The sequence below is a fragment of the Streptomyces sp. NPDC051243 genome, assembly GCF_044455405.1.
Lineage (GTDB): Bacteria > Actinomycetota > Actinomycetes > Streptomycetales > Streptomycetaceae > Streptomyces.
The window spans coordinates 283,467-296,241 of the sequence record NZ_JBITES010000007.1 but is presented as its reverse complement, the minus strand read 5'-3'; the positions used below and the strand labels follow the sequence as shown (position 1 = coordinate 296,241).

Annotated in this window: 13 protein-coding genes; 9 read left to right on the top strand and 4 right to left on the bottom strand. The window is 71.0% G+C overall.

The genetic code is table 11. From position 1 onward, the window contains the following. Positions 1–197: 197 nt before the first annotated feature. The 4 genes from galE (at position 198) to ACIBAG_RS19870 (ending at position 4,201) form a co-directional block, all read left to right on the top strand. Positions 198–1,181 (top strand): UDP-glucose 4-epimerase GalE, encoded by a 984-nt coding sequence (gene galE / locus ACIBAG_RS19885; RefSeq protein WP_399106794.1) that lies wholly within the window; start codon positions 198–200, stop codon positions 1,179–1,181. Between the two features lie 175 nt (positions 1,182–1,356). Beyond that, on the top strand, positions 1,357–2,298 hold the full coding sequence (locus ACIBAG_RS19880; RefSeq protein WP_399106793.1) for a cation diffusion facilitator family transporter: 942 nt from the start codon (positions 1,357–1,359) through the stop codon (positions 2,296–2,298). Positions 2,299–2,485: 187 nt separating this feature from the next. Further along, on the top strand, positions 2,486–3,079 hold the full coding sequence (idi, locus tag ACIBAG_RS19875; protein ID WP_399106792.1) for an isopentenyl-diphosphate Delta-isomerase: 594 nt from the start codon (positions 2,486–2,488) through the stop codon (positions 3,077–3,079). A gap of 165 nt (positions 3,080–3,244) precedes the next feature. Beyond that, the gene (locus ACIBAG_RS19870; protein WP_399106791.1) at positions 3,245–4,201 is read left to right on the top strand and encodes an IS481 family transposase; all 957 of its coding nucleotides are present in this window, start codon (positions 3,245–3,247) and stop codon (positions 4,199–4,201) included. Here ACIBAG_RS19870 and ACIBAG_RS19865 read toward each other — a convergent pair. Both ACIBAG_RS19865 and ACIBAG_RS19860 read right to left on the bottom strand, forming a co-directional pair. Further along, positions 4,198–4,710, bottom strand: coding sequence for an ATP-binding protein (locus ACIBAG_RS19865; RefSeq protein ID WP_399106969.1), 513 nt, complete (start codon positions 4,708–4,710; stop codon positions 4,198–4,200). The two genes, ACIBAG_RS19870 and ACIBAG_RS19865, sit on opposite strands and share 4 nt — an antisense overlap. Positions 4,711–4,884: 174 nt before the next feature. Continuing rightward, a complete protein-coding gene (locus ACIBAG_RS19860; RefSeq protein ID WP_399106790.1) occupies positions 4,885–5,481 on the bottom strand; it encodes an HdeD family acid-resistance protein in 597 nt (198 codons plus the stop codon). 108 nt (positions 5,482–5,589) lie between these two features. Between ACIBAG_RS19860 and ACIBAG_RS19855 the strand changes: the two genes are divergently transcribed. After that, complete coding sequence (locus ACIBAG_RS19855; protein ID WP_399106788.1) at positions 5,590–6,345, top strand: enoyl-CoA hydratase/isomerase family protein; 756 nt, start codon at positions 5,590–5,592, stop codon at positions 6,343–6,345. Here the strand turns inward: ACIBAG_RS19855 and ACIBAG_RS19850 are convergent. Further along, positions 6,332–6,967 (bottom strand): DJ-1/PfpI family protein, encoded by a 636-nt coding sequence (locus ACIBAG_RS19850; RefSeq protein ID WP_399106786.1) that lies wholly within the window; start codon positions 6,965–6,967, stop codon positions 6,332–6,334. The two genes, ACIBAG_RS19855 and ACIBAG_RS19850, sit on opposite strands and share 14 nt — an antisense overlap. 10 nt (positions 6,968–6,977) lie before the next feature. Further along, positions 6,978–7,937 (bottom strand): GlxA family transcriptional regulator, encoded by a 960-nt coding sequence (locus tag ACIBAG_RS19845; RefSeq protein WP_399106784.1) that lies wholly within the window; start codon positions 7,935–7,937, stop codon positions 6,978–6,980. A 113-nt stretch (positions 7,938–8,050) separates the two neighbouring features. Here ACIBAG_RS19845 and ACIBAG_RS19840 point away from each other — a divergent pair, with 113 nt between their 5' ends. The 4 genes from ACIBAG_RS19840 (at position 8,051) to ACIBAG_RS19825 (ending at position 12,771) form a co-directional block, all read left to right on the top strand. After that, the gene (locus ACIBAG_RS19840; protein WP_399106782.1) at positions 8,051–8,920 is read left to right on the top strand and encodes a hypothetical protein; all 870 of its coding nucleotides are present in this window, start codon (positions 8,051–8,053) and stop codon (positions 8,918–8,920) included. A 514-nt stretch (positions 8,921–9,434) separates the two neighbouring features. After that, on the top strand, positions 9,435–9,566 hold the full coding sequence (locus tag ACIBAG_RS19835; RefSeq protein ID WP_267882952.1) for an LPFR motif small protein: 132 nt from the start codon (positions 9,435–9,437) through the stop codon (positions 9,564–9,566). A 103-nt stretch (positions 9,567–9,669) separates the two neighbouring features. Then, positions 9,670–12,039, top strand: coding sequence for a Tex family protein (locus ACIBAG_RS19830; RefSeq protein WP_399106780.1), 2,370 nt, complete (start codon positions 9,670–9,672; stop codon positions 12,037–12,039). A gap of 174 nt (positions 12,040–12,213) precedes the next feature. Then, on the top strand, positions 12,214–12,771 hold the full coding sequence (locus ACIBAG_RS19825; protein WP_399106778.1) for a putative glycolipid-binding domain-containing protein: 558 nt from the start codon (positions 12,214–12,216) through the stop codon (positions 12,769–12,771). Positions 12,772–12,775 lie beyond the last annotated feature (4 nt).

Sequence of the window (12,775 nt, the reverse complement as noted above, 5' to 3'; positions counted from 1 at the left end):
CGTGTCGGCAGAGGCTATCGGATGATTGGAAGCCAACGTTCACCGGCCGTTTGGCGGAGCGATCAACGTGGTTTGCCCCGAGCTCTGCCGCGATCATCATCAGGGATCCCCCGTCCCGCCCACAAACCCGCACCGACAGACCCGGACATCAGGGACACCGGACGCGCCGCGGGTGCCTCGGCATAGGGTGGTCGACCATGACATGGCTGATCACAGGCGGAGCCGGCTACATCGGAGCACATGTGGCGCGGGCCATGACCGAGGCCGGGGAGCGGGTCCTCGTAGTGGACGATCTCTCGGCCGGGTTCCCCGCGCGGCTGCCGGCGGAGGCGGCGCTCGTCGAGGGCTCGGCGCTGGACGGCGACCTGCTGAAGCGGGTACTGACCGAGCACGCGGTGACCGGTGTGGTGCATCTCGCGGCGCGCAAGCAGGTCGCCGAGTCGGTGGCGCAGCCGACGCGCTACTACCGGGAGAACGTGGGCGGCCTGGCCACGCTTCTGGAGGCGGTCGCCGAGGCCGGTGTCAAGCGGTTGCTGTTCTCGTCGTCCGCCGCCGTCTACGGCAACCCGGATGTGGATCTCATCACGGAGGACACCCCGTGCGCGCCGGTGAACCCGTACGGCGAGACCAAGCTCGCCGGGGAGTGGCTGGTGCGGGCGGCGGGCCGGGCGCACGGGATCTCGACGGTGTGCCTGCGCTATTTCAACGTCGCGGGCGCCGCCGCGCCCGAGCTGGCCGACACGGGTGTCTTCAACATCGTCCCCATGGTCTTCGACCGGCTCACCCGCGACGAGGCCCCGCGGATCTTCGGCGACGACCATCCGACGCCGGACGGTACCTGCATCCGTGACTACATCCATGTCGCCGACCTCGCCGAGGCGCACCTGGCGGCGGCGCGACGGCTGACCGAGGCGGACGTCAGCGGCGATCTGACCGTCAACATCGGTCGCGGCGAGGGCGTCTCCGTACGGGAGCTGATCAGTGTGATCGGCGAAGTGACGGGCGACCGGCGACCGGCCGTCGTGGAGGCCCGGCGCCCCGGGGACGCCCCGCGCGCGGTCGCCTCGGCCGCCCTCGCCGCCGAGCAGCTCGGCTGGACGGCCCGGCGCGGGGTGCGCGAGATGATCGAGTCGGCGTGGCAGGGGTGGCAGCTGCATCACGGTGGCCGGTCTGGCGGCTGATCACGCCGGAAGCGTCGATCTTGCGCAAAGCCCTGACCTGCGGATCGTTTCCGCAGGTCAGGGCACATGACAACGGTGTTCAGTGCCGCGTTGCCCGATACCCCCCACCCGTAGTTGACTGTGATCCCGGACCGAATTTCCGATCGTTCACGGACCACAGAAGGGCGGCACTTCCATGGGGGCTGGGCACGATCACGGGCACTCTCACTCACATGTGCCGACAAGTGGCACGGCGGCCTCCGCGTACCGCGGGAGACTGCGCGTGGCGTTGTCGATCACGCTCGGTGTCATGGTCGTCGAGATCGTCGGCGGGGTGGTCGCGGACTCGCTCGCCCTGATCGCCGACGCGGCCCACATGGCGACGGACGCGCTGGGCCTGGGCATGGCCCTGCTCGCCATCCACTTCGCCAACCGCCCGCCGAGCGACCAGCGCACCTTCGGCTACGCCCGCGCGGAGATCCTCGCCGCCCTCGCCAACTGCCTGCTCCTGCTCGGCGTCGGCGGCTATGTCCTGTACGAGGCGATCCAGCGGTTCCTCACGCCCGCGGACACCGAGGGCGGCCTGATGATCGTGTTCGGTGCGATCGGCCTGGTCGCGAACATGATCTCCCTGACGCTGCTGATGCGGGGCCAGAAGGAGAGCCTGAACGTGCGCGGCGCCTTCCTGGAGGTGGCCGCGGACGCGCTGGGCTCGCTCGCGGTGCTGATCTCGGCGGCGGTGATCCTGGCCACCGGCTGGCAGGCCGCCGACCCGATCGCCTCGCTGGTCATCGGCCTGATGATCGTGCCGCGCACCTTCAAGCTGCTGCGCGAGACGCTCGACGTACTGCTGGAGTCGGCCCCCAAGGGCGTCGACATGGCGGAGGTACGGGCCCACATACTCGCCCTGGACGGTGTCGAGGACGTCCACGACCTGCACGCCTGGACGATCACGTCCGGCATGCCGGTGCTGTCGGCGCATGTGGTGGTGCGCTCCGACATCCTGAACGCGATCGGCCACGAGAAGATGCTGCACGAGCTCCAGGGCTGCCTGGGCGACCACTTCGACGTGGAGCACTGCACCTTCCAGCTGGAGCCGGTCGGTCACGCACAGCACGAGGCCCGGCTCTGTCACTGAAACAACCGTACGGTCCGACAAAACGCCAGTACGGGTGGAATGCAGCGATCCGGTGGTCGGTTGCGTCCTCATCCCCACAGCGCCCCCAGTGACGGTTCCGTGCCCGCCGCGCCGGGCACGATCAACTGCCGGGAGTGCCGGATTCGTACGGCACACTTGGGGCGCAAGACCTAAGCGAAGGATGGGTATGCCGATCACACCTGCGACCGCGACGCACAGTCCGTCGAACGGCGCCGCAGACGCGATTTTGCTGGAACTGGTCGACGAGAACGGTGTGACGATCGGCACCGCGGAGAAGCTCGCCGCCCATCAGCCGCCGGGGCAGCTGCACCGCGCCTTCTCCGTGTTCCTCTTCGACGAGCACGGCCGGCTGCTGCTCCAGCAGCGGGCGCTGGGCAAGTACCACTCCCCCGGCGTGTGGTCCAACACCTGCTGCGGTCACCCCTACCCCGGCGAGGCGCCCTTCGCGGCCGCGGCCCGGCGGACGCACGAGGAACTCGGCGTCTCCCCGTCACTGCTCGCCGAGGCCGGCACGGTCCGCTACAACCACCCGGACCCGGACTCGGGCCTGGTGGAGCAGGAGTACAACCACCTGTTCGTCGGCATGGTGCAGTCCCCGCTGCGGCCCGACCCGCAGGAGGTCGGCGAGACCGCCTTCGTGACGTCGGCGGAGCTGGCGGAGCGCCATGCGAAGGACACCTTCTCGTCCTGGTTCATGACCGTGCTCGACGCGGCCCGCCCCGCGATCAGGGAACTGACGGGCCCGTCGGCCGGCTGGTGACGGGCGGGATCCGACCGGCCGCAGCGGCCCGCGCCGCCGGGACGATCCGAACGGCGCGACCTAGGTGTATTGATCACGAGCGTTGTTAACGCTGGGCGGGCTTGATCATGGCGAAGGCCCCCGTGTGTGGTGGAGGTGTCGAATCTTCACCGCACGGAGGCCTTCATGTCCCACCGTAATGCCCGGCTGACCGTTCACGGCAGGCGGCTGCTCGTCGAACGGGTCCGCTCGGGCCGTCCCGTCGCTCATGTCGCTGCGGAGATGGGCATCTCCCGTCCCACGGCCCACAAGTGGATCCGACGCTGGCGATCCGAGGGCGAACCGGGTCTCGCCGACCGCTCCAGCCGGCCCCGGACCACACCCCATCGCACCCCGGCAACTGTGGAGGCCCGCGTCTGCCGCCTGCGGCAGGACCGCAAACTCGGCCCAGCCCGCATTGGCCCGATCCTGGGCCTGCCCGCCTCGACGACCCACCGGATCCTGTCCCGCCACGGCCTGAACCGCCTGGCCCACCTGGACCGGCCCACCGGCCAGGTCATCCGCCGCTACGAACGCGACCGGCCCGGCGAACTCATCCACGTCGACGTCAAGAAACTCGGCCGGATCCCCGACGGCGGCGGCCACAAGATGCTGGGCCGCCAAGCCGGCCGCGCCACCCGCAGCAACATGGGCTTCGACTACATCCACTCCGCCGTCGACGACCACAGCCGCCTCGCCTACAGCGAAATCCACGCCGACGAGAAGGCCGCCACCTGCGCAGCCTTCCTGCGCCGGGCCGCAGCCTTCTTCACCACGCACGGCATCGACCGCATCGAGCGAGTCCTGACCGACAACGCCTGGCCCTACCGCAAAAGCTTCGCCTGGCGCCAGGCACTGACCGACCTCGGCGCGACCGGCAAACTCACCCGCGCCTACCGGCCGCAGACCAACGGCAAGGTCGAACGCTTCAACCGCACCCTGCTCGACGAATGGGCCTACCAGCGGCCCTACACCAGCAACACCGAACGCACCGACGCCCTGACAGACTTCCTCCACACCTACAACCACCACCGCTGCCACACCGCACTCGGCGGCCACCCACCCATCACCCGCGTGAACAACCCTGCGGGTCAATACACCTAGGGCATGTGCACGACGGGTTTGAGCGGGACGGCGGCCCAGATCACCTTGCCGCCGCCGGCCGTGTGCTCGACGTCGCACACTCCGCCCGCCTCCCGCGTGACCTCGCGCACCAGGAGCAGGCCGCGGCCGCCGGTCTGGCCGTGGTCCGCCTCCAGGGCGGTCGGGCGGTAGGGGTGGTTGTCCTCCACGGACACCCGGAGCCACTCGGCGCCGACGGCGACCTCCACGGCGAGCATCGGCGACAGCAGCGCCGCATGCCGCACGGCGTTCGTGACCAGCTCCGAAACGATCAGCAGCAGTCCCTGGACCAGATCGTCCGAGACCGGCACGCCCTGGCGGTACAGCAGGTCCCGTACGGCGTGCCGCGCCTGCGGAACCGAGGCCTCGACGGCGGGGGCGGTGAACCGCCACACGCCTTCGTACGGCAGGGGATTCGGCGGGCGTTGACCGAGGGGTTCGTCCGCACCGCCTGCTGGGCGTGGGCCGGACCCGCGCCCATGGTTCTCCATCGTCCGGTCGCCACCCTCGCGCTCGATTGTCACCACACGTCGAGTGTTGGTAACGCACAGGTCCGGACCGTCGAACTGAACACAAGTCAGCAGGTATCGAACGATTCTGATCGTTGGCGTATGACACGGTCAGTTGTGGGACCGCTCCTGTCCCGCTCGTGCCGACTTGGGCAACTATTCGGGTTGTACGGGTTTGGCGGCGCCCTTCCCCGCGACCATGCCGACGATCCGGCGACCGCCGTGACCCGTGGCGATCAGGCCGAGCCCGTCGAAGAGCAGGGCCAGCGAGAAGAGGGTGCCGATGACGTACCTGCTGCTCGGCCAGGTACTGAGCACCAGGATGCCGAGGAACAGGTCGAAGGCGCCCTGCAGCAGGGTCCAGCCGAACTGCGGACCGCGCACCACCAGACTGCCGACCACCCGGAACAGTCCGCCCGTGAGGAACAGCAGGGCGGCGAACATGGCCAGCGCCTCGGCCGCCGCCTCCGGCCTGCGGATCACCACCACGCCGGCCGCGATGTTCAGCGCGGCGACGACCACGCCGAGCCAGAAGAAGGGGGTGCCGCGCCCCTGGACCGCGTGCAGCAGGGCGACGACACCGCCGATCAACAGCAGCCAGCCGAACAGAAGCATCGAGGTCAGCGTGGCGAAGGCGGTGTAGAGGAGCCCGACCACTCCGCCGAGGACCAGCAGCACACCCAGGGCGGCGAGCATGCCGAAGCCACGCCGGAGTTTCGCCGCCTCACCCTCGGGCTTGGTGGACCTGGCCATCAGCGCCTCCTCGATCGACCTCCCTGGCCCTACGTGCACCCTCTGCCGTGATCGGCCGCGGGGCCCTTCCTGATCGGCTGTTCGGAGCAAGCGGATAGCATCCGCCGCATGGAGCCCCAGCTGCTGCACAGCGTCACCGACTCGGTCGCCACCGTCGTCGTCCACCATCCGGCCAAGCGCAACGCGATGACGGCCGCGATGTGGCGGGCACTGCCGCCACTGCTCGGCACGCTGGCCGCCGATCCGGCCGTGCGGGCGCTGGTGCTGACCGGTGAGGGCGGGACGTTCTGCGCCGGGGCCGACATCTCCACGCTGCGGGGGTCGGCCAGGGAGGCCCAGGATCTGGCCGTGGCGGCGGAGGAGGCGCTGGCCGGCTTCCCGAAGCCGACGCTGGCGGCGATCCGGGGGCACTGTGTGGGCGGCGGGTCGCAGCTGGCGGCGGCGTGTGATCTGCGGTTCGCCGAAGAGGGTTCGCTGTTCGGGGTCACGCCGGCGAAGCTGGGGATCGTGTATCCGGCCTCCTCCACGCGGCGGTTGGCGTCGCTGGTGGGACCGGCGACGACCAAGTACCTGTTGTTCTCGGGTGAGTTGATCGACGCGCAGCGGGCCTTGCGGACAGGTCTGGTGGACGAGGTGCTGCCCGAGGGCGAACTCGGCAAGCGCGTCACGGAGTTCACCCGGATCCTGGTGGCACGCTCCCAGCTGACGCAGGCCGCGGCGAAGGAGTTCGCGAACGGCCACACCGACCGCGACGAGCACTGGGCGGAGCAGGCACGCGCAAGCGGCGACACCGCGGAGGGCGTCGCCGCGTTCCTGGAGCGCAGGCAGCCCCGGTTCACCTGGAGCGTGCCTACGTCAGGATGAAACGGCTGTGCGCACGGAGCAGGTCGACGATGTGGGCAGGTGCCTTCTGAGGGGATCCGGCGTCGTACGGCGGCTGAGGGTCGTACTCCGTGGCCAGCTGTACGGCCTGGGCGCGGTCCTCGCCGGCGATCTGCCCGAACAGGGTGAGTGCCATGTCGATGCCGGACGAGACGCCCGCCGCGGTGACGTACTTTCCGTCGAGGACGACCCGCTCCCCCGTCGGTTCGGCGCCGAAGGGCTTCAGCTGGTCCAGCGCCAGCCAGTGCGAGGTCGCGCGGCGGCCCCGGAGGAGTCCGGCGGCGGCCAGAAGCAGGGAGCCTGAGCACACCGAGGTCGTCCAGGTACTGGTGGCATCGACCGCGCGCAGCCAGCCCAGCAACTGCTCGTCCTCCATCAGCGCGCTCTGGCCGGGGCCGCCGGACACGACCACGATGTCCGGACTCGACACCTCGGCCAGCGCCTTGTCGGCGATGAGCGTAAAGGCTCCGTTGTCGGAGCGGACGGGTCCGGCCGCCTTGGCGACGAAGACGGTCTCGGCGTCCGGGAGACGAGAGAGGAATTCGTATGGGCCGACGACGTCGAGGGCCGTGAACCGGTCGTAGACGACCAGGGCGATCTGCATCGGTTTCCTTTCAGTGGACGGGTGCGGGTCGGAACCGGCGTCGGTACTCGACCGGGGCCGTCCCGAGGCTCTTGACGAAGGCGCGCCGCATGGCCTCGGGAGTGCCGTAGCCGCAGGCGCGGGAGATCTCCTCGACGCCGTCGCCCGTGTCCTCCAGCAGGCGGCGGGCGTGTTCGAGGCGGACCCGGTCGACGTACCGGCCGGGGGTCATACCGGTCTCGTTCTGAAAGGCGCGGGCGAAGTGGCGCGCGGAGAGGCTCGCGCGGGCGGCCAGCGCCTCGACCGTGAGGTCGGCGTCGGGGTGCTCGGTGATCCAGCGCTGGACTTCCCTCAGGGGCTCGCGCCGCGCGGTCTGGGCGGCGAGCTGGGCGCTGAACTGGGCCTGGTTTCCGGGCCGGCGCAGGAAGACGACCAGGTGGCGGGCGATGCCGAGGGCGACGTCCCGGCCCAGGTCCTCCTCGACGAGGGCAAGGGCGAGGTCGATGCCCGAGGTCACGCCGGCGGAGGTGGCGACATGTCCGTCGCGTACGTAGATCGGGTCCGGGTCGACGTCGACGGCCGGGTGGTCGCGGGCGAGCTTGTCGCAGTACGCCCAGTGGGTCGTGGCACGGCGGCCGTCGAGCAGGCCCGCCCCGGCGAGCAGGATCGCGCCGGTACAGACGGAGACCAGACGCTCGGCACGCGGGCCGTGCCGGCGCAGCCACTCGGTCAGGGCGGGTTGCGGGCCGCGGGTGCCCTGGCCGCCGGGGACGACGAGGGTGTGCGGGTCGGGAGCGTCGGCGAGGGCATGATCCGGTACGACGGTCAGGCCGCCGGACGTACGGACCGGACCGCCGTCCGGGGAGGCCGTGCGGATGCGATACGTGCCCGGCGTGTGCGTCTCGGCCCCCGCGAAGACCTCCAACGGTCCGGTGACATCGAGGCTCTGCACGTCGTCGAAGAGCAGGAAGAGAACGGTTCGGGGCGCCATGGCATCGATTCTTCGCGTGCTGTCCGGACAGCCGCAATGACGTTTCCCCCACCTTTCCTGCCATGCTTCACCCGCGCATGGAAAACGTACCAAGCGGTTGGTAACCTCCGGCCATGACTACTGCCGCCCTCGAGCCGCGTGCCGGCCGACGCTGCCAGAGCGTGCTGAACACCCTGCACGCGACGTCCTACTTCGCCCCGGAGCTGGGCACGGAACTCGCCGCACTCGGCGTCACCCACCCCAGGGCCGTCAACTTCGCGGTGCGGGCGGCCGCGCTGGGGCCGGTCGGGGCGGGCGCGGTGACGGCGACGTTCTACAACTACAAGCACGACCTGGTGGCCCGGCACATACCCGCGGTCTGGACGATCGCCTCCCCCGAGGACGTGCTGGCGGCACGCGCGCGTGCGGTCGACGCGTCGCTGCGGCGGCTGCTCGGCGAGGAGGCGGTGACGTCCCGGGAGATGGCGGAGGCCGCACGGCTCGCACTGCGCGCCACCGAGGCCTGTTCCCGCAGCGCCCGGCCCCTGTACTCGGCGCACGCGGACCTGCCGGTCCCCGAGGAACCGCACCTCGCCTGCTTCCACGCCGCCACGTTGCTGCGTGAGCACCGGGGTGACGGCCATCTCGCCGTGCTGACCGCGGCGGGCCTCGACGGCCTGGAGGCGGTGGTGACCCACACCGCGACCGGCAAGGGCATGACGCCGAAGTGGGTGCGCGCCACGCGCGGCTGGACGCAGGAGGACTGGGACGCGGCGTCGGCCCGGCTGCGCGAGCGGGGGCTTCTCGACGACGCGGGCGAGCTGACGCAGGCCGGGATCGCCCTGCGCGAGGAGATCGAGTCCGAGACGGACCGCCTCGACCGGGCACCGTACGAGCACCTCGGGGCGGAGGCGGTGGCACGCCTGACCGAGCTCGGGGCGGGATTCGCGCGGGCGGCGGCGATGGCGGGGGCGTTTCCGGCGGATCTGATCGGCAAGGGCTGAGTCGCACGGCGCACACGCGCATGGGGCCCGGGCCGCGCACGGCGCACACGCGCACAGAGCCCGGGCCGCACGGCGAACGCTCGTACAGGGCCCGCGCCGCACGGCTCACACGCGCGCAAGGCCGCGTCGCACAGCCGACGCTCGCACAGGGCCCGCGCCGCACGACGCACACGCGCACAGAGCCCGGGCCACACAGCCAACACTCGCACAGGGCCCGCGCCGCACGGCGCACACGCGCGCAAGGCCGCGTCGCACAGCCAACACTCACACAGGGCCCGCGCCGCACGGCGCACACCCGCACAGAGCCCGGGCCACACGGCGAACGCTCGCACAGGGCCCGCGCCGCACGGCTCACACGCGCGCAAGGCCGCGTCGCACAGCCAACACTCGCATAGGGCCCGCGCCGCCACGGCGGCGCACACGCGCGCAAGGCCGGGCCGCATGGCGGGCCCCAGGCGCGGTACCCGGTCCCCGGCCGGCCGTCGTGGGCCGGGGAAAGGACAGGTGAACCACCGTGCTTCGAGCAATCGCAGACGTTCTGCGCCAGATAGGCGGCGCCATCGCCACCGTCGTGACCTTGCCGTTCCGGGCCCTCGCGCGGCTGTTCGGGGGCGCTTCCGGCAGCACACGCAGCCGCAGGGTCTGATTCCGACCCGCCGCGACCGGCCGGGTTGCCGCCCTGATCCCCGGTTGTCGGTGTCACCTGCCACAATTGCCGCGCAACCTCAGTGAGAAAGCGGGACGGGATCGTGACGACACCCCTCGTAGGGTCCATCGAAGGCAGGATCGCCGAAGAGCTCGGCGTACGGGAGCGGCAGGTGAAGGCTGCCGTGGAGCTGCTCGACGGCGGTTCGACGGTGCCCTTCATCGCCCGCTACCGCAAGGAAGCGACCGAGATGCTCGACGACGCGCAGCTGCGCACGATCGAGGAGCGGCTGCGCTACCTGCGGGAGCTGGAGGAGCGGCGGACGGCGATCCTCGACTCGGTGCGTGAGCAGGGCAAGCTGACCGAGGAGCTGGAGGCGCAGATCCGCGGCGCCGAGACCAAGGCGCGGCTGGAGGACATCTACCTGCCGTACAAGCCCAAGCGCAGGACGAAGGCGCAGATCGCCCGCGAGGCCGGTCTGGAGCCGCTCGCCGAGGGGCTGCTCGGCGACCCGAGCGTCGAGCCCCTCGCCGCTGCCGCCGCCTTCGTCGACTCCGACAAGGGCGTGGCCGACCCGCAGGCCGCGCTGGACGGCGCCCGCGCGATCCTCACCGAGCGGTTCTCGGAGGACGCCGACCTGATCGGCGAGCTGCGCGAACGCATGTGGGTCCGCGGGCGGCTGGCCGCCAAGGTGCGGGACGGCAAGGAGGAGGCGGGCGCGAAGTTCGCCGACTACTTCGATTTCGCCGAGCCGTTCACGGAGCTGCCCTCGCACCGGATCCTCGCCATGCTCCGCGGCGAGAAGGAAGAGGTTCTGGACCTGGTTCTGGAGCCGGAGGAGCCCACCGACGGGCCGTCGTCGTACGAGGGGATCGTCGCCGGGAAGTTCGGGATCGCCGACCGCGGCCGTCCCGCCGACAAGTGGCTGACGGACACGGTCCGCTGGGCCTGGCGCACCCGCATCCTCGTCCACCTCGGCATCGACCTGCGGCTGCGCCTGCGCACGGCAGCCGAGGACGAGGCCGTGGGTGTCTTCGCGGCCAACCTCCGCGACCTGCTGCTGGCCGCCCCGGCCGGCACGCGCGCGACGCTGGGTCTGGACCCGGGCTTTCGTACGGGCGTGAAGGTGGCCGTGGTCGACGCGACCGGCAAGGTCGTCGCGACCGACGTCATCTACCCGCACGTCCCGGCGAACAAATGGGACGAGGCGATCGCCAAGCTGGCCCGGCTGGCGAAGGAGCACGCGGTGGAGCTGGTCGCGATCGGCAACGGCACGGCCTCCCGCGAGACCGACAAGCTCGCCGGTGAACTCATCACCAAGCACCCCGAGTTGAAGCTCACCAAGGTGATGGTGTCCGAGGCTGGCGCCTCGGTGTACTCGGCCTCGGCCTTCGCCTCCCAGGAACTGCCCGACATGGACGTGTCGCTGCGCGGGGCGGTGTCGATCGCCCGCCGGCTGCAGGACCCGCTGGCCGAGCTGGTGAAGATCGACCCGAAGTCGATCGGCGTCGGCCAGTACCAGCACGACCTGTCCGAGGTGAAGCTGTCGCGCTCACTGGACGCGGTGGTCGAGGACTGTGTGAACGGCGTCGGCGTCGACGTCAACACCGCGTCCGCGCCGCTGCTCGCACGCGTCTCCGGCATCACCTCCGGCCTCGCCGAGAACATCGTGGCGCACCGGGACGCCAACGGCCCGTTCACGTCCCGCGCACAGTTGAAGAACGTCGCCCGGCTCGGCCCGAAGGCGTACGAGCAGTGCGCGGGCTTCCTGCGCATCCGCGGCGGCGACGACCCGCTGGACGCGTCCAGCGTCCACCCGGAGGCGTATCCGGTGGTCCGGCGGATGGTGAAGACGACCGGCCAGGAGGTGGCCGCCCTCATCGGCAACACGGGCGTGCTGCGGTCCCTGAAGCCGAACGACTACGTGGACGAGACGTTCGGTCTGCCGACCGTGACGGACATCCTCAAGGAGCTGGAGAAGCCCGGGCGCGACCCGCGTCCCGCCTTCAAGACGGCCACCTTCAAGGAGGGCGTCGAGAAGATCTCCGACCTGGCGTCCGGGATGGTCCTGGAGGGCGTCGTCACGAACGTCGCCGCCTTCGGCGCCTTCGTCGACGTCGGTGTCCACCAGGACGGTCTGGTGCATGTCTCCGCGATGTCCAAGACCTTCGTCAAGGATCCGCGCGACGTCGTCAAGCCCGGCGACATCGTCAAGGTGAAGGTCCTGGACGTCGACATTCCGCGCAAGCGGATCTCCCTGACGCTGCGGCTCGACGACGAGGCGGCCGCGCAGGGGCAGCAGGGCGGAGGCGGCGAGCGCCGGCAGCGGGGCGGGCGTCCGCCGCAGCAGCGACAGGGGCGCGGTGGCGGTGGTGGCGGCGGCTCGCGCCAGGCCCCGCCTCCGGCCAACAGCGCGATGGCGGACGCCCTGCGCCGCGCGGGTCTGCTCGACCCTAAGCAGGGCAAGCGCTGAGCCGGCGCAAGGAAAGCGGGCACTGAACCGGTACACGCCGGTCAGGCAATGACGTGGCATACGCCCGTCAAGCACCCAGCGGCATACGCAGGCCAGGCGCCGACGCGACACGCGGGCCCGGACTCCCCGGTACGACACGGAGGATCCGGGCCGGTTCGCCCGTAGGGTGACGACATGGCGACGTCACGTGTCATCACCTGGGAGGTGTCGGGGAGCCAGGGCCTGGAGACCGCCTGGACCGAGCTCGGCGCCGACGCCCTGCGGGCCCGCGGCCGGGCGGTCGGCACCTCGCCACAGCCGTACTGGATCTCGTACGAACTCGACACGGCCGACGGCTTCGTGACGCGCCGGCTGCGGGTCACCGCGGAGTCCGCGGACGGCGTGCGCACGCTCGAGCTGCGGCATGACGGTGCGGGCCGGTGGACGGCGGACGGTGAGTCGCTGCCCGACGTCGAGGGTGCCCTCGACTGCGACCTGGGCCTGTGCCCGCTCACCAACACCATGCCGGTGCTGCGGCATGGTCTCCATCTGGCGCCCGGCGAGCGGGGGTTGTCGATGGCGTGGGTGTCGGTGCCGGACCTGACGGTGCTGCCGTCGCGGCAGACGTACTCGCACCTGGGGCAGGGCCGTGTTCGCTTCGTCTCCGGCGACTTCCGCAGCGACATCGTGTTCGACGGCGACGGGTTCGTCGTGGACTACCCGGGGATCGCGACGCGGTTCGGCCGATCCTGAGGGC

Bases quoted from the DNA above. Each gene is read 5' to 3' on its own strand.
- ACIBAG_RS19845 (WP_399106784.1), bottom strand. From the start codon at position 7,937: ATGGCGCCCCGAACCGTTCTCTTCCTGCTCTTCGACGACGTGCAGAGC.
- ACIBAG_RS19855 (WP_399106788.1), top strand. From the start codon at position 5,590: ATGGAGCCCCAGCTGCTGCACAGCGTCACCGACTCGGTCGCCACCGTC.
- ACIBAG_RS19850 (WP_399106786.1), bottom strand. From the start codon at position 6,967: ATGCAGATCGCCCTGGTCGTCTACGACCGGTTCACGGCCCTCGACGTC.
- ACIBAG_RS19865 (WP_399106969.1), bottom strand. From the start codon at position 4,710: ATGGAGAACCATGGGCGCGGGTCCGGCCCACGCCCAGCAGGCGGTGCG.
- ACIBAG_RS19880 (WP_399106793.1), top strand. From the start codon at position 1,357: ATGGGGGCTGGGCACGATCACGGGCACTCTCACTCACATGTGCCGACA.
- ACIBAG_RS19825 (WP_399106778.1), top strand. From the start codon at position 12,214: ATGGCGACGTCACGTGTCATCACCTGGGAGGTGTCGGGGAGCCAGGGC.
- ACIBAG_RS19840 (WP_399106782.1), top strand. From the start codon at position 8,051: ATGACTACTGCCGCCCTCGAGCCGCGTGCCGGCCGACGCTGCCAGAGC.
- galE (WP_399106794.1), top strand. From the start codon at position 198: ATGACATGGCTGATCACAGGCGGAGCCGGCTACATCGGAGCACATGTG.
- idi (WP_399106792.1), top strand. From the start codon at position 2,486: ATGCCGATCACACCTGCGACCGCGACGCACAGTCCGTCGAACGGCGCC.
- ACIBAG_RS19870 (WP_399106791.1), top strand. From the start codon at position 3,245: ATGTCCCACCGTAATGCCCGGCTGACCGTTCACGGCAGGCGGCTGCTC.
- ACIBAG_RS19860 (WP_399106790.1), bottom strand. From the start codon at position 5,481: ATGGCCAGGTCCACCAAGCCCGAGGGTGAGGCGGCGAAACTCCGGCGT.